The 21,797-nt window shown below is 67.6% G+C and carries 24 protein-coding genes and 4 tRNA genes; 8 read left to right on the top strand and 20 right to left on the bottom strand.

Annotated elements, in window-relative coordinates; translation table 11 throughout:
* Window positions 1-124: 124 nt before the first annotated feature.
* From PSA7680_RS01915 to PSA7680_RS01905, 3 genes are all read right to left on the bottom strand, one after another.
* On the bottom strand, window positions 125-1,495 hold the full coding sequence (locus tag PSA7680_RS01915) for a CmpA/NrtA family ABC transporter substrate-binding protein (protein ID WP_085866970.1): 1,371 nt from the start codon (window positions 1,493-1,495) through the stop codon (window positions 125-127).
* A 294-nt stretch (window positions 1,496-1,789) separates the two neighbouring features.
* Window positions 1,790-2,959 (bottom strand): CmpA/NrtA family ABC transporter substrate-binding protein, encoded by a 1,170-nt coding sequence (locus tag PSA7680_RS01910; protein ID WP_085866969.1) that lies wholly within the window; start codon window positions 2,957-2,959, stop codon window positions 1,790-1,792.
* Window positions 2,956-3,540 carry an ANTAR domain-containing response regulator gene (locus PSA7680_RS01905; protein WP_085867133.1) on the bottom strand — a complete coding sequence of 195 codons (585 nt, stop codon included), beginning with the start codon at window positions 3,538-3,540 and terminating at the stop codon, window positions 2,956-2,958. The genes PSA7680_RS01910 and PSA7680_RS01905 overlap by 4 nt, the downstream gene beginning before the upstream one ends.
* Before the next feature lie 222 nt (window positions 3,541-3,762).
* Between PSA7680_RS01905 and parA the strand changes: the two genes are divergently transcribed.
* Window positions 3,763-4,398 (top strand): ParA family partition ATPase, encoded by a 636-nt coding sequence (gene parA / locus PSA7680_RS01900; RefSeq protein WP_085866968.1) that lies wholly within the window; start codon window positions 3,763-3,765, stop codon window positions 4,396-4,398.
* A gap of 34 nt (window positions 4,399-4,432) precedes the next feature.
* Here parA and PSA7680_RS01895 read toward each other — a convergent pair whose 3' ends face one another.
* The 3 genes from PSA7680_RS01895 to PSA7680_RS18665 form a co-directional block, all read right to left on the bottom strand.
* Window positions 4,433-4,936 (bottom strand): DUF4329 domain-containing protein, encoded by a 504-nt coding sequence (locus PSA7680_RS01895; RefSeq protein ID WP_245824414.1) that lies wholly within the window; start codon window positions 4,934-4,936, stop codon window positions 4,433-4,435.
* 50 nt (window positions 4,937-4,986) lie between these two features.
* Window positions 4,987-6,192: a geranylgeranyl reductase family protein gene (locus PSA7680_RS01890; protein ID WP_245824413.1), complete on the bottom strand. Its 1,206-nt coding sequence runs from the start codon at window positions 6,190-6,192 to the stop codon at window positions 4,987-4,989.
* 197 nt (window positions 6,193-6,389) lie between these two features.
* Window positions 6,390-6,473: transfer RNA gene (locus PSA7680_RS18665), tRNA-Tyr, on the bottom strand.
* A 133-nt stretch (window positions 6,474-6,606) separates the two neighbouring features.
* Between PSA7680_RS18665 and rlmB the strand changes: the two genes are divergently transcribed.
* The 4 genes from rlmB to PSA7680_RS01870 all read left to right on the top strand — a co-directional run bounded on the left by rlmB (window position 6,607) and on the right by PSA7680_RS01870 (window position 8,904).
* Window positions 6,607-7,383 carry a 23S rRNA (guanosine(2251)-2'-O)-methyltransferase RlmB gene (gene rlmB / locus PSA7680_RS01885; protein ID WP_085866967.1) on the top strand — a complete coding sequence of 259 codons (777 nt, stop codon included), beginning with the start codon at window positions 6,607-6,609 and terminating at the stop codon, window positions 7,381-7,383.
* 13 nt (window positions 7,384-7,396) lie between these two features.
* Entirely contained in the window at window positions 7,397-7,690 is a 294-nt protein-coding gene (locus PSA7680_RS01880; protein WP_085866966.1) for a hypothetical protein, read from the top strand.
* A 109-nt stretch (window positions 7,691-7,799) separates the two neighbouring features.
* On the top strand, window positions 7,800-8,258 hold the full coding sequence (locus PSA7680_RS01875) for a YHS domain-containing (seleno)protein (RefSeq protein ID WP_085866965.1): 459 nt from the start codon (window positions 7,800-7,802) through the stop codon (window positions 8,256-8,258).
* Window positions 8,259-8,481: 223 nt separating this feature from the next.
* Window positions 8,482-8,904: a CoA-binding protein gene (locus tag PSA7680_RS01870; RefSeq protein WP_085866964.1), complete on the top strand. Its 423-nt coding sequence runs from the start codon at window positions 8,482-8,484 to the stop codon at window positions 8,902-8,904.
* Window positions 8,905-8,906: 2 nt separating this feature from the next.
* Here PSA7680_RS01870 and PSA7680_RS01865 read toward each other — a convergent pair whose 3' ends face one another.
* From PSA7680_RS01865 to hisA, 3 genes are all read right to left on the bottom strand, one after another.
* Complete coding sequence (locus PSA7680_RS01865) at window positions 8,907-9,221, bottom strand: phosphoribosyl-ATP diphosphatase (protein WP_085866963.1); 315 nt, start codon at window positions 9,219-9,221, stop codon at window positions 8,907-8,909.
* Window positions 9,218-9,979, bottom strand: a complete 762-nt coding sequence (gene hisF, locus PSA7680_RS01860) for an imidazole glycerol phosphate synthase subunit HisF (RefSeq protein WP_085866962.1) — start codon at window positions 9,977-9,979, stop codon at window positions 9,218-9,220. The genes PSA7680_RS01865 and hisF overlap by 4 nt, the downstream gene beginning before the upstream one ends.
* Before the next feature lie 161 nt (window positions 9,980-10,140).
* Window positions 10,141-10,863 (bottom strand): 1-(5-phosphoribosyl)-5-[(5-phosphoribosylamino)methylideneamino]imidazole-4-carboxamide isomerase, encoded by a 723-nt coding sequence (gene hisA / locus PSA7680_RS01855; protein WP_085866961.1) that lies wholly within the window; start codon window positions 10,861-10,863, stop codon window positions 10,141-10,143.
* 142 nt (window positions 10,864-11,005) lie between these two features.
* Here hisA and PSA7680_RS01850 point away from each other — a divergent pair, with 142 nt between their 5' ends.
* The gene (locus PSA7680_RS01850; protein ID WP_085866960.1) at window positions 11,006-11,389 is read left to right on the top strand and encodes a DUF2147 domain-containing protein; all 384 of its coding nucleotides are present in this window, start codon (window positions 11,006-11,008) and stop codon (window positions 11,387-11,389) included.
* A gap of 80 nt (window positions 11,390-11,469) precedes the next feature.
* Here the strand turns inward: PSA7680_RS01850 and PSA7680_RS01845 are convergent, their stop codons facing one another.
* Complete coding sequence (locus tag PSA7680_RS01845; RefSeq protein WP_085866959.1) at window positions 11,470-12,006, bottom strand: peroxiredoxin-like family protein; 537 nt, start codon at window positions 12,004-12,006, stop codon at window positions 11,470-11,472.
* A gap of 76 nt (window positions 12,007-12,082) precedes the next feature.
* On the opposite strand from PSA7680_RS01845, the gene PSA7680_RS01840 reads away from it, so the two are divergent.
* The gene (locus tag PSA7680_RS01840) at window positions 12,083-12,862 is read left to right on the top strand and encodes a helix-turn-helix transcriptional regulator (RefSeq protein WP_306372443.1); all 780 of its coding nucleotides are present in this window, start codon (window positions 12,083-12,085) and stop codon (window positions 12,860-12,862) included.
* Between the two features lie 4 nt (window positions 12,863-12,866).
* On the opposite strand, the gene hisH is transcribed toward PSA7680_RS01840, so the two are convergent.
* From hisH to PSA7680_RS01815, 5 genes are all read right to left on the bottom strand, one after another.
* Window positions 12,867-13,505 carry an imidazole glycerol phosphate synthase subunit HisH gene (gene hisH / locus PSA7680_RS01835; RefSeq protein WP_085866958.1) on the bottom strand — a complete coding sequence of 213 codons (639 nt, stop codon included), beginning with the start codon at window positions 13,503-13,505 and terminating at the stop codon, window positions 12,867-12,869.
* Window positions 13,506-13,567: 62 nt separating this feature from the next.
* Window positions 13,568-14,155: an imidazoleglycerol-phosphate dehydratase HisB gene (gene hisB / locus PSA7680_RS01830; protein WP_085866957.1), complete on the bottom strand. Its 588-nt coding sequence runs from the start codon at window positions 14,153-14,155 to the stop codon at window positions 13,568-13,570.
* A gap of 239 nt (window positions 14,156-14,394) precedes the next feature.
* Window positions 14,395-14,469 (bottom strand) — tRNA-Gly (locus PSA7680_RS01825).
* A gap of 20 nt (window positions 14,470-14,489) precedes the next feature.
* Window positions 14,490-14,564: transfer RNA gene (locus PSA7680_RS01820), tRNA-Gly, on the bottom strand.
* A gap of 20 nt (window positions 14,565-14,584) precedes the next feature.
* Window positions 14,585-14,659 (bottom strand) — tRNA-Gly (locus tag PSA7680_RS01815).
* Between the two features lie 62 nt (window positions 14,660-14,721).
* Between PSA7680_RS01815 and PSA7680_RS01810 the strand changes: the two genes are divergently transcribed.
* Entirely contained in the window at window positions 14,722-15,165 is a 444-nt protein-coding gene (locus PSA7680_RS01810) for a hypothetical protein (RefSeq protein ID WP_085866956.1), read from the top strand.
* A gap of 9 nt (window positions 15,166-15,174) precedes the next feature.
* Here the strand turns inward: PSA7680_RS01810 and PSA7680_RS01805 are convergent, their stop codons facing one another.
* From PSA7680_RS01805 to PSA7680_RS01785, 5 genes are all read right to left on the bottom strand, one after another.
* Window positions 15,175-15,561: an MAPEG family protein gene (locus PSA7680_RS01805; protein WP_085866955.1), complete on the bottom strand. Its 387-nt coding sequence runs from the start codon at window positions 15,559-15,561 to the stop codon at window positions 15,175-15,177.
* Between the two features lie 149 nt (window positions 15,562-15,710).
* The gene (locus PSA7680_RS01800) at window positions 15,711-19,151 is read right to left on the bottom strand and encodes a pyruvate carboxylase (protein ID WP_085866954.1); all 3,441 of its coding nucleotides are present in this window, start codon (window positions 19,149-19,151) and stop codon (window positions 15,711-15,713) included.
* Window positions 19,152-19,253: 102 nt separating this feature from the next.
* Window positions 19,254-20,399 (bottom strand): alpha-hydroxy acid oxidase, encoded by a 1,146-nt coding sequence (locus PSA7680_RS01795; RefSeq protein ID WP_085866953.1) that lies wholly within the window; start codon window positions 20,397-20,399, stop codon window positions 19,254-19,256.
* A 36-nt stretch (window positions 20,400-20,435) separates the two neighbouring features.
* Window positions 20,436-20,831: a ribbon-helix-helix domain-containing protein gene (locus PSA7680_RS01790; protein WP_085866952.1), complete on the bottom strand. Its 396-nt coding sequence runs from the start codon at window positions 20,829-20,831 to the stop codon at window positions 20,436-20,438.
* A 76-nt stretch (window positions 20,832-20,907) separates the two neighbouring features.
* The gene (locus PSA7680_RS01785; RefSeq protein WP_085866951.1) at window positions 20,908-21,465 is read right to left on the bottom strand and encodes a DJ-1/PfpI family protein; all 558 of its coding nucleotides are present in this window, start codon (window positions 21,463-21,465) and stop codon (window positions 20,908-20,910) included.
* Window positions 21,466-21,797: the final 332 nt, after the last annotated feature.

Here is a 21,797-nt window from a genome sequence, read left to right as displayed (position 1 = left end):
TTCCGTGTCCTTTGCTGGCGTTGGGCTGGTTCGGTGTTCCTGGGCCCTTCCCCCCTCGGAAGAGGGGAAGGGAGAGGGGCGCGCTGCCGGGGAGTGTGAGGGGCGCGCGCCCGATGCGCGGGGGTTAGCCCTGGACTTCGTTGCCCACGACCTTCTGGGCGCCCTTCAGGCCGATGGGCAGGCTGTCGAGGTAGGCGTTGGGCTGCTTGCCGTCGTAGGGGATGCCGTCGATGATGTCGGCGGCCGGGGTCGGCGCCTTGTAGCCGTCGCTGTCCCAGGGGAAATCGGCTTCATCGGCGAGGCCCTCTTCCACCAGCAGGCGGGCGGCTTCGAGGTAGATCTCGGGCTTGTAGACGGAGCGGGCCACTTCGTCATACCAGCTGTCGGGCTTGGCTTCGGTGATCTGACCCCAGCGGCGCATCTGGGTCAGGTACCAGACGGCGTCGGAGTAGAAGGGGTAGGTGGCGTTGTAGCGGAAGAAGACGTTGAAGTCCGGCACCTCGCGCTTGTCGCCCTTTTCGTATTCGAAGGTGCCCGTCATCGAGTTGGCGATCACCTCGTAGTCCGCGCCCACGTATTCGGAGCGGCTCAGGATCTCCACCGCCTCGGGGCGGTTGGCGTTGTCGTTCTCATCCAGCCAGATCGCGGCACGGATCAGCGCCTTGGTGATGGCGAGCGTCGTGTTGGGGTATTGCTCGGCGAATTCGGCGGTGATGCCGAAGACCTTCTCGGGGTTGTTCTTCCAGAGCTCGTAGTCGGTGATCACCGGCACGCCGATGCCCTTGAACACGGCCTGCTGGTTCCACGGCTCGCCCACGCAGTAGCCGTAGATCGTGCCGGCTTCCATCGTGGCGGGCATCTGCGGCGGCGGGGTGACGGAGAGCAGCACGTCGGCGCCGATCTGGCCGGTGATGTTCTCGGCGGAGTAGAAGCCGGGGTGCAGGCCGCCGGCGGCGAGCCAGTAGCGCAGCTCGTAGTTGTGGGTGGAGACGGGGAAGACCATGCCCATGTTGAAGGGCTTGCCCTCGGCGGCATATTCCTCGACCACCGGTTTCAGCGCCGCCGCCGAGATCGGGTGCTGCGGGCGGCCGTCGTCCATCTTGGCGACATGGGGTTTCATCTTCTCCCAGATCTCGTTGGAAACGGTGATGCCGTTGCCATTCAGATCCATGGAGAAGGGGGTGATGATATGGGCCTCGGTGCCGAAACCGATGGTGGCGGCGAGCGGCTGGCCGGCCAGCATGTGGGCGCCGTCGAGCTGGCCGTCGATCACGCCGTCCAGCAGCACCTTCCAGTTGGCCTGGGCTTCGAGCGTCACGAAGAGGCCCTCGTCTTCGAAGTAGCCGTTCTCATAGGCCACGGCCAGCGGGGCCATGTCGGTCAGCTTGATGAAGCCGAAGGTCAGTTCGTCCTTCTCGACGTCGAGCATTTCGGCCATGGCGGGCGCGGCCAGGGCAAGGCTGGCGGCGACGGCTGTGCTGATAGCGCGTTTCATGGTGCGTGCGTCCTCTCGTGTCACGTCGCCCCTTGGGAGGAAGGGGCATAAAAAAATGCCGCGCGAGCTGTCCGCGCCCCAGGGAGGAGGGGGGGGAGACAGATCGAGCGGCATTGCTCAGGCATTCCCAGTGTCGATGGGCCCAAATTCCTTTGGGATCGCTTTGCAGGACGCCCTTGCCCTGCGCGACTGATACTCTTTTGCCCGTTTTGCTGCGTTGCGGCGAGGGCCTTCGGGGATCTCGCTGCGGTTGCGCCGGGTGCTTTTCTCGCCTGCCTGTTTTTTGGGCGCGCTTCAGGTGCCGAAGTCGAAAACCTGGCCGTCGAAGAAGGCGTCGGGCCCCAGAATCATCTCGCCGCGCACCGAGGCCACGGGGGTGGCCCGGGGCAGGGCGCCTTCCAGCTTCTCGGAGGCGCCGGGCATGTCGGCGCCGGTGCCGGTGAGGTTGGCGCGGTAGAGATCGCTGCGGAAACAGGCGCGGGCCACGCGCAGGGCCTCTTCGCGCGCGATTCCGGCGCGGGCGGCGATGTGGGTGGCGATCCACGCGCCCTGCGAGCGCCACGGGAAGGTGGCCGCGCCGCCGTGGAAGCGCTGGAAATTCTCCACGCGCTCTCCGATCTGGCCGGGGCGGGGCTGGATCGTCCAGGTGAGGGCGCGGTCGATGATCGTATCGCTGAGATCGAGGTAATCGGAGCGCGCCAGCAGTTCGGAGGCCATCATCCGGTTCTCCGGCGTGCCCAGCCAGCGGCTGGCGGCATGGATGGCCCGCATCAGGCCGCGGGTCAGCTCGGGGTTGGCCTCGCACCATTCGTGGCGCACGGCGAGCACCTTTTCCGGCGCGAAGGCCCAGATGGCGCTGCCGGGCAGCACCAGTTCGGCGACGCCGGTTTCCACGGCCAGTGAGCCCCAGGGTTCGCCGACGCAGAAGGCGTCGATCTCGCCTGCGCCGATGGCGTCGGCCATGCGCGGCGGCGGGATGGTGCGCACGTCCAGCGCTTCGCCAGCCGAAATGCCGAGCGCGCCGAGCCAGTGGTGGAACAGTTCGGCATGCATGGAAAAAGGGAAGGGCACGCCGAGGCGGATCTCGCCGCCGGTGGCCTCGATCAGGTGTTTGCCCGTTTCGAAGGGGGCGTTGAAGGCGCCGCTCCAGCCATTGGCCCGCATCCGCTCCGCGATGGCCGGGGTCACCCCCATGGAGTTGCCGTTGACCGACAGAACCATGAGCACGTCCACCCGCGCCGCAAGCCCGCCGAGCCCGAGCGACATGGCCACGGGCATCGGCGAGAGCATGTGCGCCGCCTCGATGTGGCCGAGCGCGAGCATGTCGCGGATCGCCGACCAGGAAGGTTGCTTGACGAGATCCAGTTGGAAGCCCTCGCGCTCCGCGAACCCCAGTTCATGGGCCACCACGAGCGGGGCGCAATCCACCAGCGGGAGGAAGCCGGCTGTCAGACGCGGCTTCATTTCAGCAACTCCGCGGCCGTGATGAGCGCCTGCGCCACCTCGGCCACCTTCTTGCCCTGGTCCATTGCCGTCTTGCGCAGGAGCGCGTAGGCCTGATCCTCGCTGATGCCGCGGGCCTGGATCAGCAGTCCCTTGGCCCGCTCGATCATCTTGCGTTCCGCCAGCGCGGCCTTGGCGGCGTTCAACTCGCTGCGCATCTGCGAGAGCATGTGGAAGCGGGTGATGGCGGCATCGATCACCGGCTTGATGCGCTCCTTCTTCAGCCCGTCCACTACGTAGGCCGAGAGCCCGGCCTGGATCGCGGCGCGGGTCATCTCCGGGTCCGAGCGATCCACGAACATGGCCACGGGGCGGCTGTTGGCGCCGGTGGCCACGGAGAGCTGTTCGAGCGTGTCGCGGCTGGGGTTGGCCAGATCGATCAGCACCACGTCGGGTGCCAGATCGGCCAGCTTGCGGGCGAGGCCGGTATCGTCGCCCAGCACCGTGACCTCGAAATCGCCGGCCTCGCAGAGCCCGTCCACGATCATGTGGGCGCGCTCGGGATCGGCGTCGACGACGGTTATGCGCAACTTGCTGCTCACAGGCCGGATGTAGGCTGCCCCGCGGCGGGCGGCCATGCGCTGGCGTGCGGCCGCCAGCGCGGCCTTGCGCGGCGCGGCCTCCTCTGCCTGTTTTTTGGGCGCCTTGCCCAGACCGCGCGCGCCGCGCGAAGGCCCGCGTGGCTTGGTCGCGGGGGGTGGCGGCAGGTTTTGTTTGCAATTGCAGCATCGGCCGGTGTTGAGTCGCGTCGAAGGAGCCATGCAATGAGCGGAATCGTACTGACAGTGGCCCAGCAGAAGGGCGGATCCGGCAAGACGACGCTGGCGGCGAACCTCGCCGTGGCGTTTCGGGAGAAGGGCCTGCGCGTCGCGGTGCTGGACACCGATCCGCAGGGCTCGCTCGGGCGCTGGTTCATGGCGCGCATCGAGGCGCGGGGCGAGGACGAGTCCTTGAGTTTCGGCACGGCCTCGGCCTGGGGCGTCTCCTACGAGGTAGGCAAGCTTGCCGGCAGCCACGACGTTGTGCTCGTGGACACCCCGCCCAAGATCGACGCCGATCTGCGCCCCGCGCTCAGGGTCTCCGACCTGGTGATCGTGCCCATCGCCACGAGCCAGGTGGATCTCTGGGCCACCGAGGGGCTGGTGGAACTGGCCGCGCGGGAGGACAAGCCCGTGCTCTTCGTGATGAACCGGGCCGCCGCGCGCGCCCGGCTGACGGCCGACGTGGCGCGCCAGATCGCGGATCTGCAGGGGCGCAAGGCCGAAACCGTCATCGGCAACCGCGTGGCCTTCGCCGAAGCGCTCGGCGAGGGGCTGGGCGTGACCGAGAAGGGCCGCACGGCCCCGGCGGCGCAGGAGATCGCCGCGCTGGCCGAGGAAGTTCTCGCGCATCTGGGCTGAAGAACGGCCGTCATCCGGCCGCCGGCACGCAGGCTCAGTTGCCGCTCTCCCAGCGCCGGACCTGCCCGAGGCTCAGCACCTCGGGAATCGCGCCGTCGAGGCCGGGAATGAAACCCGGATCCTGTTTCAGGCAGCCGGGCCCGCAGATCAGCCGCGCCACCGCGCGCTCCCCGTCGATGAACCACAGCCGCCCGCCGGGCGTGGCCACGTAGCCGTCGATTCCCTCGTCGCGATCGCTCTCGATGTCGGCGGAGGAGGGGAATTCGTTGAAATGCCCCGGATCGAATGCACCGTGGGTGTGGTAGGAGGCGAAGATGCGGATCTGGCCGCTCCAGCGCAGCGTGCAGCTGTCGGCCTGACCCCGGCGCGGACGGGTGGCGGCGAGCCGGCCCTCCGCCGTGAGGCCGAAGTAGCCGCAGTATTCGCGGTTGCGGGCGAAGGAGCGCTCCTGCAACGCGTTCAGGAAAGCCTTGGCGAAGCGGATTTCCTCGGGGGATTGCGCCACTGCGGCGGGCGGGGCCAGGAGGGCTGCCAGCACCAGCAGGGCAGCGCCCAGGAGTCCGGTGGCCCGCCTGGCCCCCGTGGCCCTCACGGCCGGCCTTCCGCCCGGGTGCCGGGGCGCAGCTTGCGCCCGATGGCCCGGATGGCCGCCTTCGGTGCCTTGCGCAGGAACATCAGGCGCAGGTCGCGATACTCGATCTCGCCCGCCAGCAGGCGCAGGTATTTGTTCTGGAGCGAGGTGCCGCGCGCGAAGGCCGAGAGGAACACCTCGCGCATGGCCTTCGGAAACATCAGGCTGCGCCACATGCGCGCTTCGCGCAGGGATTGGTGCATGGGCCGGAGCGCGGTCCGGTAGCGCCGCAGCGCGGTCTCGGGCGCCTGTGCGGCCAGCGCCTCGGCGGCGGCCGTGGCCGCGAGCGCGCCGCTTTCCATCGCCAGCGCGATGCCTTCGCCGGTGATCGGATCCACGAGGCCCGCGGCATCGCCGCAGAGCAGCACCGGGCCGCGGCCCGGAACCTTCTTGAAATCGCCGAAGGGCAGGAACTGGCCCTTGTAGGGAATGGCATCCGGCTCCAGCCCGCAGCGTTCGAGGTAGGCCGCCATATGGGCCTTCATGTCCGCGTTGCGGCTCTTGATCCCGCCCACGCCGATGGTGGTGGAGTGATGCTTGGGGAAGGCCCAGCCGTAGCCCCAGACGGCGGCGTCCAGATCCACCTCCACGTAGTCGTGCATCGCCGTGCCGGGGGCTTCGATCTCCAGCCCGAAGCCGATGGTCTCCGGGTCGAAGGGCCGCCCGAAAAGGGCGCGGGCCACGGCGGAGTTCACGCCGTCCGCGCCGATGAGCACGCCGTAGTGCAACGCGGTGCCGTCCTTCAGGGTGATGCGCCGGGCGGTTTCGTCGATCGCGGTGAACCCCTGCCCGAGGAAGGGCACGGCGCCCGCCTCAAGCGCGAATCCGTGGAGCCATTCGTCGAAATCCCACCGCATCGTGAGGTGGACGGGCGGGCCGTCGGCCAGATCCGCCAGCAGCCGCCCCTTTGCGGAGAAGCGCATCTCGGTGGCCTTTAGGAACATCTGCCCCTCGACCTCGGCGCCGAAGATCGCCTTGATGGCCTTGCGGCTGCGCCCGGTGACGAGCCCGCCGCAGAGCTTCTTGCGTGGAAACGTGGCCTTGTCCACGAGCGCGACGCTCAGCCCCGCGCGGCGGGCCTGCACGGCGGCGGCGCTGCCCGCGGGGCCGGAGCCCACGACGATCACATCGAAATTGCTTTGCATCCAATCGGCCTCTGCCATCTGTGCCGGGCCGGAAAATCCGGTGCCCGATCACATAGGGTGGTCCCTGACAGGTGCAACACGCCTGCGGGGCGGTGTCAATCGCCGCGCGCCGAGAGGGCACGGCCCGTATCAGCCTAGCAACGGCCCAGCGGGCGGAGTCGGATGGTGATGGTGTAAGGGAGGAACCGGAGGGTGATGGTGTGAGGGGGGAGGGGTGGTGGGCGACCCTGGAATCGAACCAGGCATGGGTCTCCCCGGCGGAGTTACAGTCCGCTGCCGCACCTTGCAGCCCGTCGCCCACATCGGCGTTGTCCGCCGGATGTGGGGCGCTGATTACAGGCCATGCCGGGGGGCGTCAACAGGAAAATATCTTGCACATCCCGCTGGCCCGTGCGCATTGTCCCGGGCGCAGCAAAACAAGGGTGCCGGGCAATGAAAAAGCCGAAGTGGGTGGTGGAAAAAGAGAAGGCCAAACGGGCCGCGGCCGCAGAGACCGTCTGGCTGTTCGGCCTGCACGCGGTGCGCGACGCCCTGCAGAATCCCCGGCGCGAGAAACTGCGCCTGATCGTGACCAAGAACGCCCACGACAAGCTTGCCGAAGACATCGCGGCAAGCGGCATGGCGCCCGAGATCGTGGATCCGCGCAAGTTCTCCGCGCCGCTCGATCCGCAGTCGGTGCACCAGGGGGCCGCGCTGGAAGTGAAGCCCCTGCACTGGGGCGCGCTGCACGAGGTCTGCACGCCGCCCGACGGCCCGATGCCCTGCGTCGTGCTGCTGGATCGGGTGTCCGATCCCCACAACGTGGGCGCCATCCTGCGCTCGGCGGAAGTCTTCGGGGCCTGCGCGGTGATCGCGACGGCGCGTCACTCCGCGCCGGAAACCGGCGCCCTCGCCAAAACCGCCTCCGGCGCGCTCGAACGCCAGCCCTACCTGCGCGTGCGCAACCTGTCCGAAGCCATGGAACAGCTCAAATCCTTCGGCTACCTCATGCTCGGCCTCGACGGCGAAGCGGAGCAGACAATCGGCGAGGCGCTGGAGGGGCAGCGCGATCGCCCGATCGCGCTGGTGATGGGCTCCGAAGGGCCGGGCCTGCGCGAAAAGACCAAGGAAACCTGCGACAAACTGGTGAAAATCCCGGCAATCGGCACTTTCGGCTCGCTCAACGTCTCCAATGCGGCGGCCGTGGCCCTATATGCAGTGAGAGCCTGACGCCGGAGGAGAGATGCCGCACCCCACGAAGATCGCGACCTGTTGCTACTGCGGCACCCGTGCGGCACTTGTCCTGTCGGGGCGGGAACGCCACGAACTGGCCTGCTCCGGCTGCGGCGCGCCGCTGCACGATCTGAAAATCATGCCGAGCGCGGCCGGCCAGCAGGCGCATTACCAGCGCCCACTGCAGGCCAAGCCCAGCTATCACAAGCCCAAGAAATCCAAGAAAAAGAACAAGAAAAAGAAGAGCCCGGCGCGCAAGCTCTTCTCCGAAGCATTCGACCTGCTCGACGACATTTTCGACTGATCCCGCTCGGCGCCCGTCCGCTCACCGGCGATCACGCTTTCGTTGAAGGGGTTTCGCGAAGCCCGCCGTGCCGTCATCTCTGGGCAAGACACGAAACCCGGAGGACCCCATGATCACTCGTCGCACCGCTCTCGGCCTGCTTGTCGCCGTTCCCGTCGCCGGCACGCTGGCCCGCCCCGCGCTCGCCGCGAAGCCCGAAATCTACGCCGAGGGGGGCGTGGCCATCAACGGTTACGATCCCGTGGCCTATTTCAACGAGGGCCAGCCCGTCAAAGGCGCCGCGGCCCACGCGGTGAGCTACAAGGGCGCCACCTGGCATTTCGCCTCGGACCGCAACAAGGCCGCCTTCGAGGCCGATCCCGAAGCCTTCGCACCCAAATACGGCGGCTACTGCGCCTATGCCGCATCCAAAGGCGGCACCGCGACGACCTCGCCGGACGCCTGGACGATCCACGAAGGCCGCCTCTACCTGAACTACAACACCACCGTGCGCGGAATCTGGAGCCAGGACATCCCCGGAAACGTCGCCAAGGCCGACGCGAACTGGCCTGACGTTCTTTCCGCGTGAGTCGCGTCAAGAAAATTTTCCGATCACAAAGATATCAGCAGATCTTTAAATTTTCTCTGTGGCACTTATCTCACATGTCAGAGCCCAGGTTCGGAACACCTGTCGCTCACTTCACTGTCCCTCGTTCCGCACTGCGCCCGCGTTCCAGAAACGACGGGCGCTTTTTTTGACTGCGCGCCCGTGGAGCCTTGGCCGGCGGGCGCATTCGGCGCAGTCTGTGGGCATGGCAACGGATTCCCAGATACGGCAGGCCCTTCTTGATTCGGCGGTGATCGCCTGCGTCGGCGCTTCGGCAAAGCCCGAGCGCCCCAGTAACTCCGTCTCGCAGTTCCTGCGGGGCAAGGGCAAACGGGTGATCGGCGTGAATCCCGGGCTCGCGGGGCAGGCGCTCTTCGGCGCGCCAGTCTACGGCCGCCTGTCCGAGATTCCCGCCGCCGAGAACGTGGACATGATCGATCTCTTCCGGCGCTCCGAGCAGATCCTGCCCATCGTGGAGGAGGCGATCGCCGCGCTGCCGGCGCTCAGGACCGTCTGGATGCAGCTTGGTATCGAAAACCGCGAAGCCGCGGCTCTGGCCGAGGCCCATGGGCTGCTGGTGGTGCAGAATCGCTGCCCGAGAATCGAGTGGCCGCGGCTGATCGGTTGATCCTAGCCCTTGCGGGCGGCCTTCTCGGCAATTCCCGAGGTGCCTTCGCGGCGCTCAAGTTCCGCCAGCACGTCGGCCAGCGCGACATCGCGGGATTCCAGCATGACGAGCAGGTGGAACAACACGTCCGCCGCTTCCGCCGTCAGCTCGGCCTTGTCGCCTTTCACGGCCGCGATCACCGCTTCCACCGCCTCTTCGCCGAATTTCTCGGCGCATTTCTCCGGCCCCTTGGACAGAAGCTTCGCCGTCCAGGAGCTTTGGGGATCGGCCCCCTTGCGGGCGGCCACGGTCGCGGCAAGCCGTTCGAGCGTCGTCATGTCAGCCTCATGGGGATGCCCGCGGCGGCCATGTATTCCTTGGCCTCGCGGATGGTGTAGTCGCCGAAGTGGAAGATCGAGGCCGCCAGCACGGCCGAAGCGCCGCCCTCCGTCACCCCCTCCACGAGATGATCCAGCGTGCCGACGCCGCCCGAGGCGATCACCGGCACCGGAACCGCGTCCGAGATGGCGCGGGTCAGGGGCAGGTTGAACCCGGCGCGGGTGCCGTCGCGGTCCATGCTGGTGAGCAGGATCTCGCCGGCGCCCTTGGCGACGACCAGCTTGGCGAATTCCACCGCGTCAATCCCCGTGCCCCTGCGGCCGCCGTGGGTGAAGATCTCCCATTTTCCGGGGGCGACGGTCTTGGCGTCGATGGCCACCACGATGCACTGGCTGCCGAAGCGGTTGGCCGCATCGGCCACCACGTCCGGGTTGGCCACGGCGGCGGAGTTGAAGCTCACCTTGTCCGCGCCCGAAAGCAGCAGCTTGCGCACGTCCTCACTGGTGCGCACCCCGCCGCCGATGGTGAGCGGCATGAAGCAGTGTTCCGCGGTGCGGCGCGCCAGGTCATACATCGTGCCGCGGTTCTCATGGGTAGCGTGGATGTCGAGGAAGCACAGCTCGTCCGCGCCGGCGGCGTCATAGGCCTTGGCGCTTTCCACGGGATCGCCGGCATCGATCAGATCGACGAAGTTCACGCCTTTCACGACCCGGCCGTCGGCCACGTCCAGACAGGGAATGATGCGGGTTTTCAGCATGATGTCACCTCTGCCGCTCTCTTAGCGGGAAACGAAGGCTGCGCCAATGGGGGCTCTGCCCCCGCCGCGCCTGCGGCGCGCCTCCCCCGAGGTATTTGTGGCGAGAGGAAGCGGCCGACTTTGTTCTCCAAATATCCCGGGGTGCGGGGCGGAGCCCCGCGTCACGCCTTCAGTACGGCGAGCGCTTCGGCCAGGTCTATCGCGCCATCGTAGAGCGCGCGGCCGGAGATGGCGCCGTTCAGGGGGGCGCCGCAGGCTTTCAGGGCGCGCAGATCATCGAGGGAGGAGACGCCGCCCGAGGCGATCACGGGGATGGAGACGGCGCGGGCGAGATCGGCGGTGGCCTCCACGTTGGGGCCCTGCATGGCGCCGTCGCGGTTGATGTCGGTGTAGATGATCGCGGCGACGCCGGCGTCCTCGAAGCTTTTGGCGAGGTCGGTGACCGTCACGTCGGTTTCCTCGGCCCAGCCCTTGGTGGCCACGCGGCCGTTGCGGGCATCGATGCCCACGGCGACCTTGCCGGGGAAGGCGCGGGCGGCTTCGCGCACGAGGGCAGGGTTTTCCACGGCCACGGTGCCGAGGATCACGCGCGCGAGCCCCTTGTCGAGCCAGCGCTCGATGGTGGCCATGTCGCGGATGCCGCCGCCGAGCTGGGCGGGCACCTTCGTGCGCTTCAGGATCTCTTCAACGGGGGCGGCGTTCACCGGCTCGCCGGCGAAGGCGCCGTTGAGATCCACGAGGTGCAGCCATTCGCAGCCCGCTTCCACGAAGGCCATGGCCTGGGCGGCCGGATCTTCGTTGAACACGGTGCTCTGCGCCATGTCGCCCTTGTAGAGGCGCACGGCGTTGCCGTCTTTCAGGTCGATGGCGGGGTAGAGGATCATGGGGCGCTCGCGTTGCTTGGTGGCTCTTGCCTGCCCTTTGGCACGTTACGTCGGCAATTGCAAAGCGACCCGACGTCAGGCTTGATCCAAACGCGCCGGGTGCGACAGATTTTCACCCAGCGTGTGAGGAGGAATGACCGCTATGAAAAAGTTTGCACTGTCCGCTGCCGTCCTGATCGGCCTGGCCGGCGCCGCGTTCGCCGATGACGTGGAAGGCGTGTGGAAGACCGAGGTGGACGACGGCTCCTATGCCCACATCTCCATTGCGCCCTGCGGCGCCAAGTTCTGCGGCGTGATCAGCCGCACCTTCAACGCCGAGGGCGAATACAAGTCCGGCAACATCGGCAAGCAGCTGGTGTGGGACATGGAAGCCGCCGGCAACGGCAAGTATCGGAACGGCAAGATCTGGCAGCCCTCCACGGGCAAGACCTACAAATCCAAGATGGATCTGTCCGGCAATACCCTCAAGGTGGCCGGTTGCGTCGGGCCGATCTGCAAGAAGCAGACCTGGACGCGCGTGAAGTAAACGCCCGTTCAGCTCGAACGGCAAAGGCCGGCCCCCGAGACGGGGCCGGCCTTTCCTTTTCCCAGTGACGGAGCGGGTGCTCAGACGGGGCCGGTGTATTCGCCGCGGGCGGGGTAGTCGTTGGCGATGGCGAAATCCAGCGCGCCGACCAGTTCGGAGAAATGCGGGCGCACGAAGGGCATCGTCTGTACCGAGCCGTAGTAGAGCGTCTGCTCCGGCGTCACCATGAAGAGGCCGGGCTCCGAGAAGAGGGCAGGCTCCTCGATGCCGATCGAGGTCTTGCCGCGGGAGGTGGAGATGTAGAGGCCCCAGTCCTTCGCCACGGAGAGCGGCAAGTCATAGGCGATGCGCAGATCCTTGGCGTCGATCTTTTCCGCCATCGCGCGGGCGCGTTCTTCGCCGTCGGAAGAGACGGCGATGGTTTTCACGCCGCGCTCGGCGAAGGCGCCGGTGAGCCGTTCCAGTTCCTTGAGGTAGGTGGCGCAGATCGGGCAGTGCAGGCCGCGATAGAAGCAGATGACGGTGCCGCGTTCGGCGCCCTCGCCGGCAAGATCGAAGGTGCCGTGGTTGAGGGTGGGAAGCGTCAGGCCGGGGGTTTTCTGGCGGGGAAGCAGCATTGGATATCCTTGCTGTGGGTTGCGATTGGGGCTTTTATCTCCGATGATTGCATCAGATTGTTCCGAATAACCTGACGTGGATTCCGATATGGCCCCCTATGACAGGCTCTCTGCCCTGATGCAGCATTTCCAGCTGGAGGTGCGCCCCTGCGAGGCCGGCGAGGCCGATCTGATCATCTGTTCGCGGGATGCACGGGCGGCGGACTGCGGCGGGATGCGCGTCCTTCTGGCTGCGGGTGGGGGCGCGGCAGCGGCGCGGTTGCCCGTGGGCGCGGAGGTGTGCTTCGCGGCCCGCGTCGGCTGGGGCGGGGCGCAGAACCCGTTGTTGCAGGCCTTGCCGCCGATCGTCTGCTACCCGCTGGAGGGCGATGCGGAGGCGCAGGCGCTGGTGGCGGTTCTGCTGGCAGAGAGCGCGGCGCGTCGCTGCGGGGCGGAGTCCGTCCTGAGCCGGTTGTGCGAGGTGCTGCTGGTACGTCTCTTGCGGCACCAGATCGCGGAAGGAGCCACGGAGGCGGGGCTGCTGGCGGGGCTGGCGGATGCGCGGCTGAGCCGGGCCATCGTGGCGATGCACGATCAGCCCGCGCGGCAGTGGCGCACCGAGGATCTGGCGCGGGAGGCCGGGCTTTCGGTAAGCCGGTTCGCCGAGCTCTTCGCCGCCCGCGTCGGCGAAACGCCGATGGCCTATCTGCGGCGCTGGCGGATGACACTCGCACGGCGCGACCTTGCGCGCGGAGACAGGGTGGAGGCCGTGGCGCGGCGCTACGGCTACGGCTCGCCCGAAGGTTTCACCCGTGCCTACAAGCGCGCCTACGGGCGCCCGCCCATGGCGGCGCGGCTCGCTGAACGCGCCGCCTGAGGGTTCACGGGGCCCAGGACAGGAAGTTCGCGATCATCCGCAGGCCGATGTGCTGGCTCTTTTCCGGGTGGAACTGCATCCCGACCATGTTGTCGCGGCCGACGATGGCGGTGATGTCGCCGCCGTAGTCGACATGGGCCAGCCGGTGCGCCGGATCCTTCACCTGGAAGTGGTAGGAGTGCACGAAATAGGCGTGATCGCCCGAGGCGACGCCCGCAAGCAGCGGGTGGGGGCTGTCGATCACGAGGTTGTTCCATCCCATGTGCGGCACCTTCAGCGACGGATCGGCAGGGGTGATCTTCACGACGTCGCCGCCGATCCAGTCGAAGCCCGGGGTTTCGACGTATTCATGGCCGGTCGTGGAGAGCATCTGCATGCCGATGCAGATCCCGAGGAAGGGGCGGCCGCGGCGGATCACCGCCTCCTCGGTGGCCTCGAACAGGCCGCTGTGCTCGAAGAGCTCGGCCTTGCAGGCCGGAAAGGCGCCGTCGCCGGGCAGCACCACGCGGTCGGCGCGCAGCACGTCCTCGGGGGAGGAGGTCACGATCACCTCGCCGGTGCCGGTTTCGCGCGCCATGCGCTGGAAGGCTTTCTCGGCGGAGTGGAGATTGCCGGAATCGTAGTCGATGATCGCGGTCAGCATGGCTCGGGCCTTGTGCGGAAACTATGGGGCGGCGGGCGTGCGGCCCGCCGTCGAGGGGAGGCTCAGAGGGCGCCCTTGGTGGAGGGAATCGCGTCCGAGGTGCGCGGATCGGTTTCCAGCGCGATCCGCAGCGCGCGGGCCACCGCCTTGAAGGCGGCCTCGGCGATGTGGTGGCTGTTGAACCCGTGCAGGCGGTCGATGTGCAGGGTGATCCCGCCGTGGGTTGAGAGCGCCTGGAAGAATTCGCGCACCAGCTCGCAATCGAAGCTGCCGATCTTCTGGGTGGGCAGATCGAGGTTGCAGATCAGGTAGGGGCGGCCGGAGAGATCGAGCGCGCAGCGCACCTGCGCGTCGTCCATCGCGAGGTGGCAATCGCCGTAGCGGCGGATGCCGCGCTTGTCGCCCACGGCCTGCGCCAGCGCCTGGCCGAGCGCGATGCCGGTGTCTTCCACGGTGTGGTGATCGTCGATGTGCAGATCGCCCTCGGCGCGGATCTTCATGTCGATCAGCGCGTGGCGGGCCAGTTGATCGAGCATGTGGTCGAAGAAGCCGACGCCGGTCTGGTTGTCATAGCGGCCGGTGCCGTCGAGGTTGATCTCCACGGTGATGTCGGTTTCGGCGGTTTTGCGCGTTACTTGAGCGGTCCGCATGGGGCCTCCGGCTACTTGCGATGTTCGGCTGCTCTATAGCGGGCTGCGCGGGGCGGGCAAAGGGGGCTTCGGGGCAGGCCCGGATTTGCCTGGCAAGTGGTGCGCGCCCGCCATGCGGGCGATGTGCGTGGTGGGGGCGGGATGCCTCCGGCGGGGATATTTGGGGAACAAAGTGGGGCGCGGCCTCCGCCTTTGCAGGAGCCGCCGGATGTGGGTGGTGCCTTGGGAGGTGGTTTTTCTGGAGCGGGCGATGAGATTCGAACTCACGACCCTTACCTTGGCAAGGTAATGCTCTACCCCTGAGCTACGCCCGCGCGCCAGAACTGTGATCCGATGGAGCGGGCGATGAGATTCGAACTCACGACCCTTACCTTGGCAAGGTAATGCTCTACCCCTGAGCTACGCCCGCTTACCGGATCCGTTTCACAATGGAGCGGGCGATGAGATTCGAACTCACGACCCTTACCTTGGCAAGGTAATGCTCTACCCCTGAGCTACGCCCGCCTCCTTGTGTGGGGCGTGAGATAATAGGAAGCTTGCGGGGCTGCAAGTGGAAACTGGAACCGATGCGCAAATTTTTGATCCCCTTTCACCGCCATTTTCCGAAGGCCCCCGGCGAGGCGCCGGCAGGGCGGCGCCGGCTGCTTCTGCAGGCCGGTGCGGGGCTCCTTCTGGGGGCGGGTTTGGGCGCGCGCGGCGCGGCGCATCCGGGGCACGGGGAGGGGAGCCTTCTCGTCGAGGTCGGGGCGGTGCGGCGGCGCGAGGGGCGGCTGGACGTGCGGCTGCGGCTCGATGCGCAGGGCGTGCCGGGGCGCATGGTGGTGGACGCCTTCGCGCTGGGGGCGATTCTCGACCGCCGGGCGCTGCCGCTGCCCGTTCCGGCAACCGGCGGCGCCGTGCTCGATCTTTCGCTGCGCTACGCGGGGCCGGTGCCCGCGCGGCAGGAGATCCGGCTCCTGGTGATGCCCGAGGGGGTATTGCAGGCGGTGGACGTGTTGACCGGCGGTTAGGGGGCGGGTTCAGAAGATCGCGAAGGCGACGGCGAGGCTGGCGGAGATCGCGAGCATCGCCAGCGTCAGCCCCATGCCGATCTGGCGCAGCAGGAGGATCTGCGGGGTGCGCCCCATGCCGATGGCGTGCAGCACGCGCCCCGACAGAAGCATCAGGCCCAGCAGGTTCAGAAGCCAGGGCGCGGCGGCCCCGGCCTCAAGCAGCAGCAGCAGGATCAGCCCCAGCGGCGCGTATTCGGCGCAGTTGCTCTGCACGCGCATCCGCTTGAGCAGGTTCTTGTCGCCCTTGTCGCCGAGGGAGATGAGATTCGCCCGGCGATAGAGGATCACCCGCGCGCAGAGCACGAGGTAGAGCAGAACGATGAGGCCGGCGTAGAAGGAGGTGATCGTGGGCATGGGGCGCCTTTCGCGTTTCTTCGTCGCCGGGACGGTAGCGCGGAAAAGGCCGGCCCACCAAGCCCTGCCTGCGGCCAGAACGAAAAGCCCCCGCGCTCTTGCGGGCGCGGGGGCGGAGGGCTTTCGGGTGGCCGGCGGGGTGGCCGGGCCTATTCGAACTCGACGAGCAGATCCTTGGCGTCGATCTGGCCGCCGGGCTGCACGTGGACCGCCTTCACCACCGCGTCGCGTTCGGCGTGGATGCCGGTTTCCATCTTCATCGCCTCGATCGTAAGCAGCAGATCCCCCTCGGAGACCTTCTGCCCCGCCGTGACGCCGATGGTGGCCACCACGCCGGGCATCGGCGCGCCCACGTGGTTGGGGTTGCCGGCCTCGGCCTTGGGCCGCGCGGCGGTGGCGGATTTCACCAGGCGGTTGGGCACGCGGATCACCCGCGGCTGGCCGTTGAGCTCGAAGAAGACCTTCACTTCCCCTTTCTCATCGGTCTCGCCGATGGCCTGCAGGCGGATTTCCAGCGTCTTGCCGGGATCGATCTCGGCGCTGATCTCCTCGCCGGGCTCCATGCCGTAGAAGAAGGTGCGCGTCGGCAAGGTGCGCACCGGACCATACTGGCGGTGGCGGCCCATGTAATCGAGGAAGACCTTCGGATACATCAGGTAGCCGTTGAGATCCTCGTCATCCACTTCGAAGCCGTTCAGCTCTTCGGAGAGCTTGGCGCGGACTTCCTCCAGATCCACCGGCGGCAGGTGCTTGCCGGGGCGATCGGTGATGGGGGTTTCGTCCTTCAGCACCTTCTTCAGGATGCCTTCCGGGAAGCCGCCCGGGGGCTGGCCGAGATTGCCGCGCATCATGTCGATCACGGAATCGGGAAAGGCGACCTCGGTGTTCGGATCCTCGACCTGCTCGCGGGTGAGCCCTTGCGAGACCATCATCAGCGCCATGTCGCCCACCACCTTGGAGGAGGGGGTGACCTTCACGATGTCGCCGAACATCTGGTTCACGTCGGCATAGGTCTGGGCGACCTCGTGCCAGCGCTCCTCCAGCCCGAGCGAGCGCGCCTGCGCCTTGAGGTTGGTGAACTGGCCGCCCGGCATCTCGTGCAGGTAGACTTCGCTCGCCGGGGCCTGCAGGCCGCTTTCGAAGGCGGCATATTGGGCGCGCGCGCCCTCCCAGTAGTTGGAGATCTCGCGGATCGCGTTGATGTCCAGCCCGGTGTCGCGCTCGGTGTTGGCGAGGGCTTCGACGATGGAGCCCAGCGTCGGCTGGCTGGTGTTGCCCGACAGCGCGTCCATCGCCGCGTCCACGGCATCCACGCCGGCTTCCGCGGCGGCCAGGATCGTGGCGCCGCCGATGCCGGAAGTGTCATGGGTGTGGAAGTGGATCGGCAGGCCGACCTCCTCCTTCAGGGCGCGGATCAGCACGCGGGCGGCGGCGGGCTTCAGCAGGCCCGCCATGTCCTTCAGGCCCAGCACGTGGGCGCCGGCGGCTTCCAGCTCCTTGGCCATGTTGACGTAGTACTTGACGTCATACTTGGCGCGCGCCGGGTTCAGGATGTCGCCGGTGTAGCAGATCGTGCCCTCGCAGACCTTGTCGGCCTCGATCACCGCATCCATCGCCACGCGCATGTTCTCGACCCAGTTGAGCGAGTCGAAGACGCGGAACACGTCCACCCCGGTGATGGCGGCCTGCTTCACGAAGCTCTGCACCACGTTGTCGGGGTAGTTGGTGTAGCCCACGCCGTTGGAGGCGCGCAGCAGCATCTGCGTCATCAGGTTGGGCATGCGGGCGCGCAGATCGCGCAGGCGCTGCCAGGGGCATTCCTGCAGGAAGCGGTAGGCCACGTCGAAGGTGGCGCCGCCCCAGCATTCCACCGAGAAGAGCTGCGGCAGGTTCGCCGCATAGGCGGGCGCGACGCGGATCATGTCGATCGAGCGCATCCGGGTGGCCAGCAGCGACTGGTGACCGTCGCGCATGGTGGTGTCGGTGATCAGGAGCTGGCGCTGCTGCTTCATCCAGTCCGCCACCGCCTGCGGGCCTTTCTGCTCCAGCAGGTTGCGCGTGCCGTAGGCGGGCGGCGTGTCGGCCTTCGGCGGCTTGGGCTCGCGCACGTCGGCGGGCAGGGGCGGCCGGCCGGCTGTTTCGGGGTGCCCGTTCACCGAGATGTCGGCGATGTAGGTGAGCACCTTGGTGCCGCGGTCGCGCCGCTTGGAGAAGGTGAAGAGCTCCGGCGTCTCGTCGATGAACTTGGTGGTGTATTCATTGGACAGGAACGTCGGGTGCTTGAGCAGGTTCTCCACGAAGGCGATGTTGGTGGAGACGCCGCGGATGCGGAACTCGCGCAGCGCGCGGTCCATCCGGGCGATGGCCTTCTCCGGCGTCGGGGCCCAGGCGGTGATCTTCGTCAGAAGCGAATCGTAGTAGCGGGTGATGACGCCGCCGGAATAGGCGGTGCCGCCGTCGAGCCGGATGCCCATGCCGGTGGCGGAGCGGTAGGCGGTGATGCGGCCGTAGTCGGGGATGAAGTTGTTCTGGGGATCTTCCGTCGTCACGCGGCACTGCAGGGCGTGGCCGTTGAGGCGGACATCTTCCTGCGTGGGCTTGCCGGTGGCCTCGGCGATCGTCTTGCCCTCGGCGATCAGGATCTGGGCCTGCACGATGTCGATGCCGGTCACTTCCTCGGTGACGGTGTGCTCGACCTGCACGCGCGGGTTCACCTCGATGAAGTAGAAGTTGCCGCTCTCCATATCCATCAGGAATTCGACGGTGCCGGCGCATTCGTAGTTCACGTGCTTGCAGATCTTGTAGCCGAGCTCGCAGATCTCGGCGCGCTGCTCCTCCGTCAGGTAGGGCGCGGGCGCGCGTTCCACCACTTTCTGGTTGCGCCGCTGCACCGAGCAGTCCCGCTCGTAGAGGTGATACATGCCGCCGTGCTTGTCGCCGAGGATCTGCACCTCGACGTGGCGGGCGCGGGTGATCATCTTCTCGAGGTAGCCCTCGCCGTTGCCGAAGGCGGCCTCGGCTTCGCGGCGGCCCTCAAGCACCTTCTCCTCGACCTCATCTTCCGAGAGGATCGGGCGCATCCCGCGCCCGCCGCCGCCCCAGGAGGCCTTCAGCATCAGCGGGTAGCCGATCTTGGCGGCTTCGGCCTTGATCGCCTCCATGTCGTCGCCCAGCACCTCGGTGGCCGGGATCACCGGCACGCCGGCCTCGATCGCCACGCGGCGGGCGGAGGCCTTGTCGCCGAGGGCGCGCATGGTCTCGGCCTTGGGGCCGATGAAGGTGATGCCGTTTGCTGCACATGCATCCACGAAGTCCGGGTTCTCAGACAGAAGCCCGTAGCCGGGGTGGATCGCGTCGGCGCCGCTCATCTTGGCGACGCGGATGATCTCGTCGATGCTCAGATAGGCGGCCACGGGGCCGAGGCCCTCGCCGATACGGTAGGCCTCGTCCGCCTTGAAACGATGGAGGGAGAGCTTGTCTTCCTCGGCGTAGATGGCAACTGTCTTCTTGCCCATTTCGTTGGCCGCCCGCATGACGCGGATGGCGATTTCACCACGGTTCGCAACGAGGATCTTGCGAAATTCTGCCATGATTTCCCCCAATGAGCAGTCAAATGCGACGGTTTTGTAACCAGTTTCTGCGCCGCAGTATAGCCGTAGAAATGGGTAGCCGGCCGGAAAAGCGGGGGCGGTTTACGCTGGGGTCAAAAGTGCGCTTTCCAGATCTTTCAATCGCGGCGTTCCAATTTGGCACATGTTGCTTTCCATGTCCTTGCGCAGGATGTTCACGACATGCGCCGCCCCGGCTTCGTCGAAGGCGGCGAGGCCGAAGTGGAAGGCCTTGCCCAGCATCACGAAATCCGCGCCGAGCGCGAGGGCGCGCAGGATGTCGAGGCCGCCTTCGATGCCACTGTCGTAGATCAGCGGGTAGTCCGGGCCCGCGGCCGCCCGGATGGCTGGCAGGCAGTGGATCGCGGCCGGGGCGCCGTCGAACTGGCGCCCCGCGTGGTTGGAAACCCAGATCGCATCCACGCCCGCATCGATCAGCGGGCCCACGTCCTCGGCCCGCAGCACGCCCTTGACCACCAGCTCGCCCTCCCAATGGGCGCGCAGCCAGCGCAGGTAGGCCCAGTCCGGCGAGGTGCGCAGCAGGGTGCCCACGTGGGCCACGGAGGAGAGCGAGCCCGCGGCCTTGCTGTAGCTTTCGATCAGCTTCATGCGCGGGCGCCCGAGCCGGGCGATCCCGGCGGACCACGCCGGACAGCGCGCCATCTGCCAGAGCAGGCGCGGCGTCATCCGGATCGGCTGGGCCAGACCGCCGCGCACCTGCCGCTCCCGGCGGCTGTTGGCGGGCACATCGACCGTCAGCACGAGCTTGCGGAAACCCGCGTTCCAGGCACGGGAAAGCATGTCCTTGCGCACGTCCACCTGACGGGGCGGGTAGAGCTGGAACCACCCGTGGCCCTTGGCAAGCGGCCCGGTTTCTTCCGGGGTGCGGGTGGCAACGGTGGAGAGGCCGTAGGGAATGCCCACCTCGCCTGCGAGCCGGGCCAGCTTGCGCTCGGCGTCGGGCCACAGCACGCCGGAGGTGCCCACGGGCGCGATGCCGAAGGGCAGGGGGTAGGCCTGCCCCATCAGCGTGCAGGAGAGATCCGGCACCATCTCGCCATGCAGGATGGAGGGGCGGAAGAGGATCGCGTCCAGCGCTTCACGGTTGCGGCGCACAGCGGCTTCGGTGCCGGTGCCGGAATCGAGGTATTCCCAGACGAAATGGGGCACGCGTCGCCTGGCGCGGGCCTTCAGATCGGAGAGGGCGGGGTAGCGGCTGTCGAGATCCATGCCGCACTCTCGCGCCCGCCGGGGCGCAGATCAATCTCAAATCAGGGGCTTGCCGCCCCGATCCGCCGCGGCGAGCCGGCGGGCGGCGCGGCGGTCGGCCTCGCGGCGCAGCAGCCCCGGCGCATCCACCTGCGAAAGCGGGCTGGCCTCGGAGCGTGCGATCTCGCCGTCGGCGGCCAGCGCGAGGTAGCGCGCGCAGCAGACCCTCAGGAAGGAGGTGAAGTTGCCCATGTCGTGGCCGGCGTCGATGGCTTCGAAATAGAGGCGCGTGATGAGCTGGTTCACCGTCATCGCATCGCGCCGGGCGATTTCGTCCAGCGTCTGCCAGAAGAACTCCTCGATGCGGATCGAGGTGGCCACGCCGTCGATGCGCAGCGATTTGGTGCGGCTGCGCCAGAGCGCAGGCTCCGCGCCGATGAACAATTCACACATGGTCCGGGCCTCCTCCCCCCTGTGCCTTCTCCCCCGTGTGCCGGGCGGCGACGGCCGCCGCCCCGCGCAAGCGCGCCTACAGAAGCGCCATGAACTGCTTCAGCCAGGCCGGGTGGGCCGGCCAGGCGGGCGCAGTGACGAGAGTGCCATCGGTCACGGCCTCTGTCACCTCGATCTCGGCATAGGTGCCGCCTGCGGCGCGCACTTCGGGGGCGCAGGCAGGGTAGGCGGAGCACGTCCGCCCCTCCAGAACGCCCGCCGCGGCCAGAAGCTGCGCCCCGTGGCAGATCGCGGCCACCGGCTTGCCGGCGTCAAAGAAGTGGCGCACGGCGACCAGGACGCTTTCGTCAAGCCGCAGGTATTCGGGCGCCCGCCCGCCGGGGATCACGAGCGCATCATAGGCGCCGGCGTCGATCTCGGCCCAGGTGGCGTTGAGCGCGAAAATGTGGCCGGGCTTCTCAGTATAGGTCTGATCCCCTTCGAAATCGTGAATCGCGGTCTTGACCGTTTCCCCGGCGGCCTTGCCGGGGCAGGCAGCCGCCACCTCGTGCCCGCAGGCCAGAAGCGTCTGGAAGGGCACCATCGTTTCGTAATCCTCGGTGAAATCTCCCGTTATCATCAGAACCTTGGCCATTTTCTCCTCCGTCTGGCTGGGTGTTCGGCCGGATCCTAAAGCGGCGCGGGGCCGCGCGGGTGTTAGCGGGATACGACATCGCCGCCGCGGCGCAGCAGGGGATAGAGCGCAACCTGTGGCGGCATCGGCGCCGACGCCCGGCAGGCAAATGCCGCCGTGCTCGGCCAATGCGCGCATGAATGCGGGCGCTTCGTACTTCGCCGGGAGATGCGCTCATCGATCATCTGGGCGCCGCGGCCAGGGGCGGGACGGGCGCGCGCGGGCCGCCGCCGGCGCTCGAACATTAAGCGAACACGGCTTTTCCTTTCCCGGCGGCCGGGCTAAGATGCGCG

The organism is Pseudoruegeria aquimaris (assembly GCF_900172235.1).
Lineage (GTDB): Bacteria > Pseudomonadota > Alphaproteobacteria > Rhodobacterales > Rhodobacteraceae > Pseudoruegeria > Pseudoruegeria aquimaris.
This window is presented reverse-complemented; position numbering and strand designations above follow the sequence as displayed.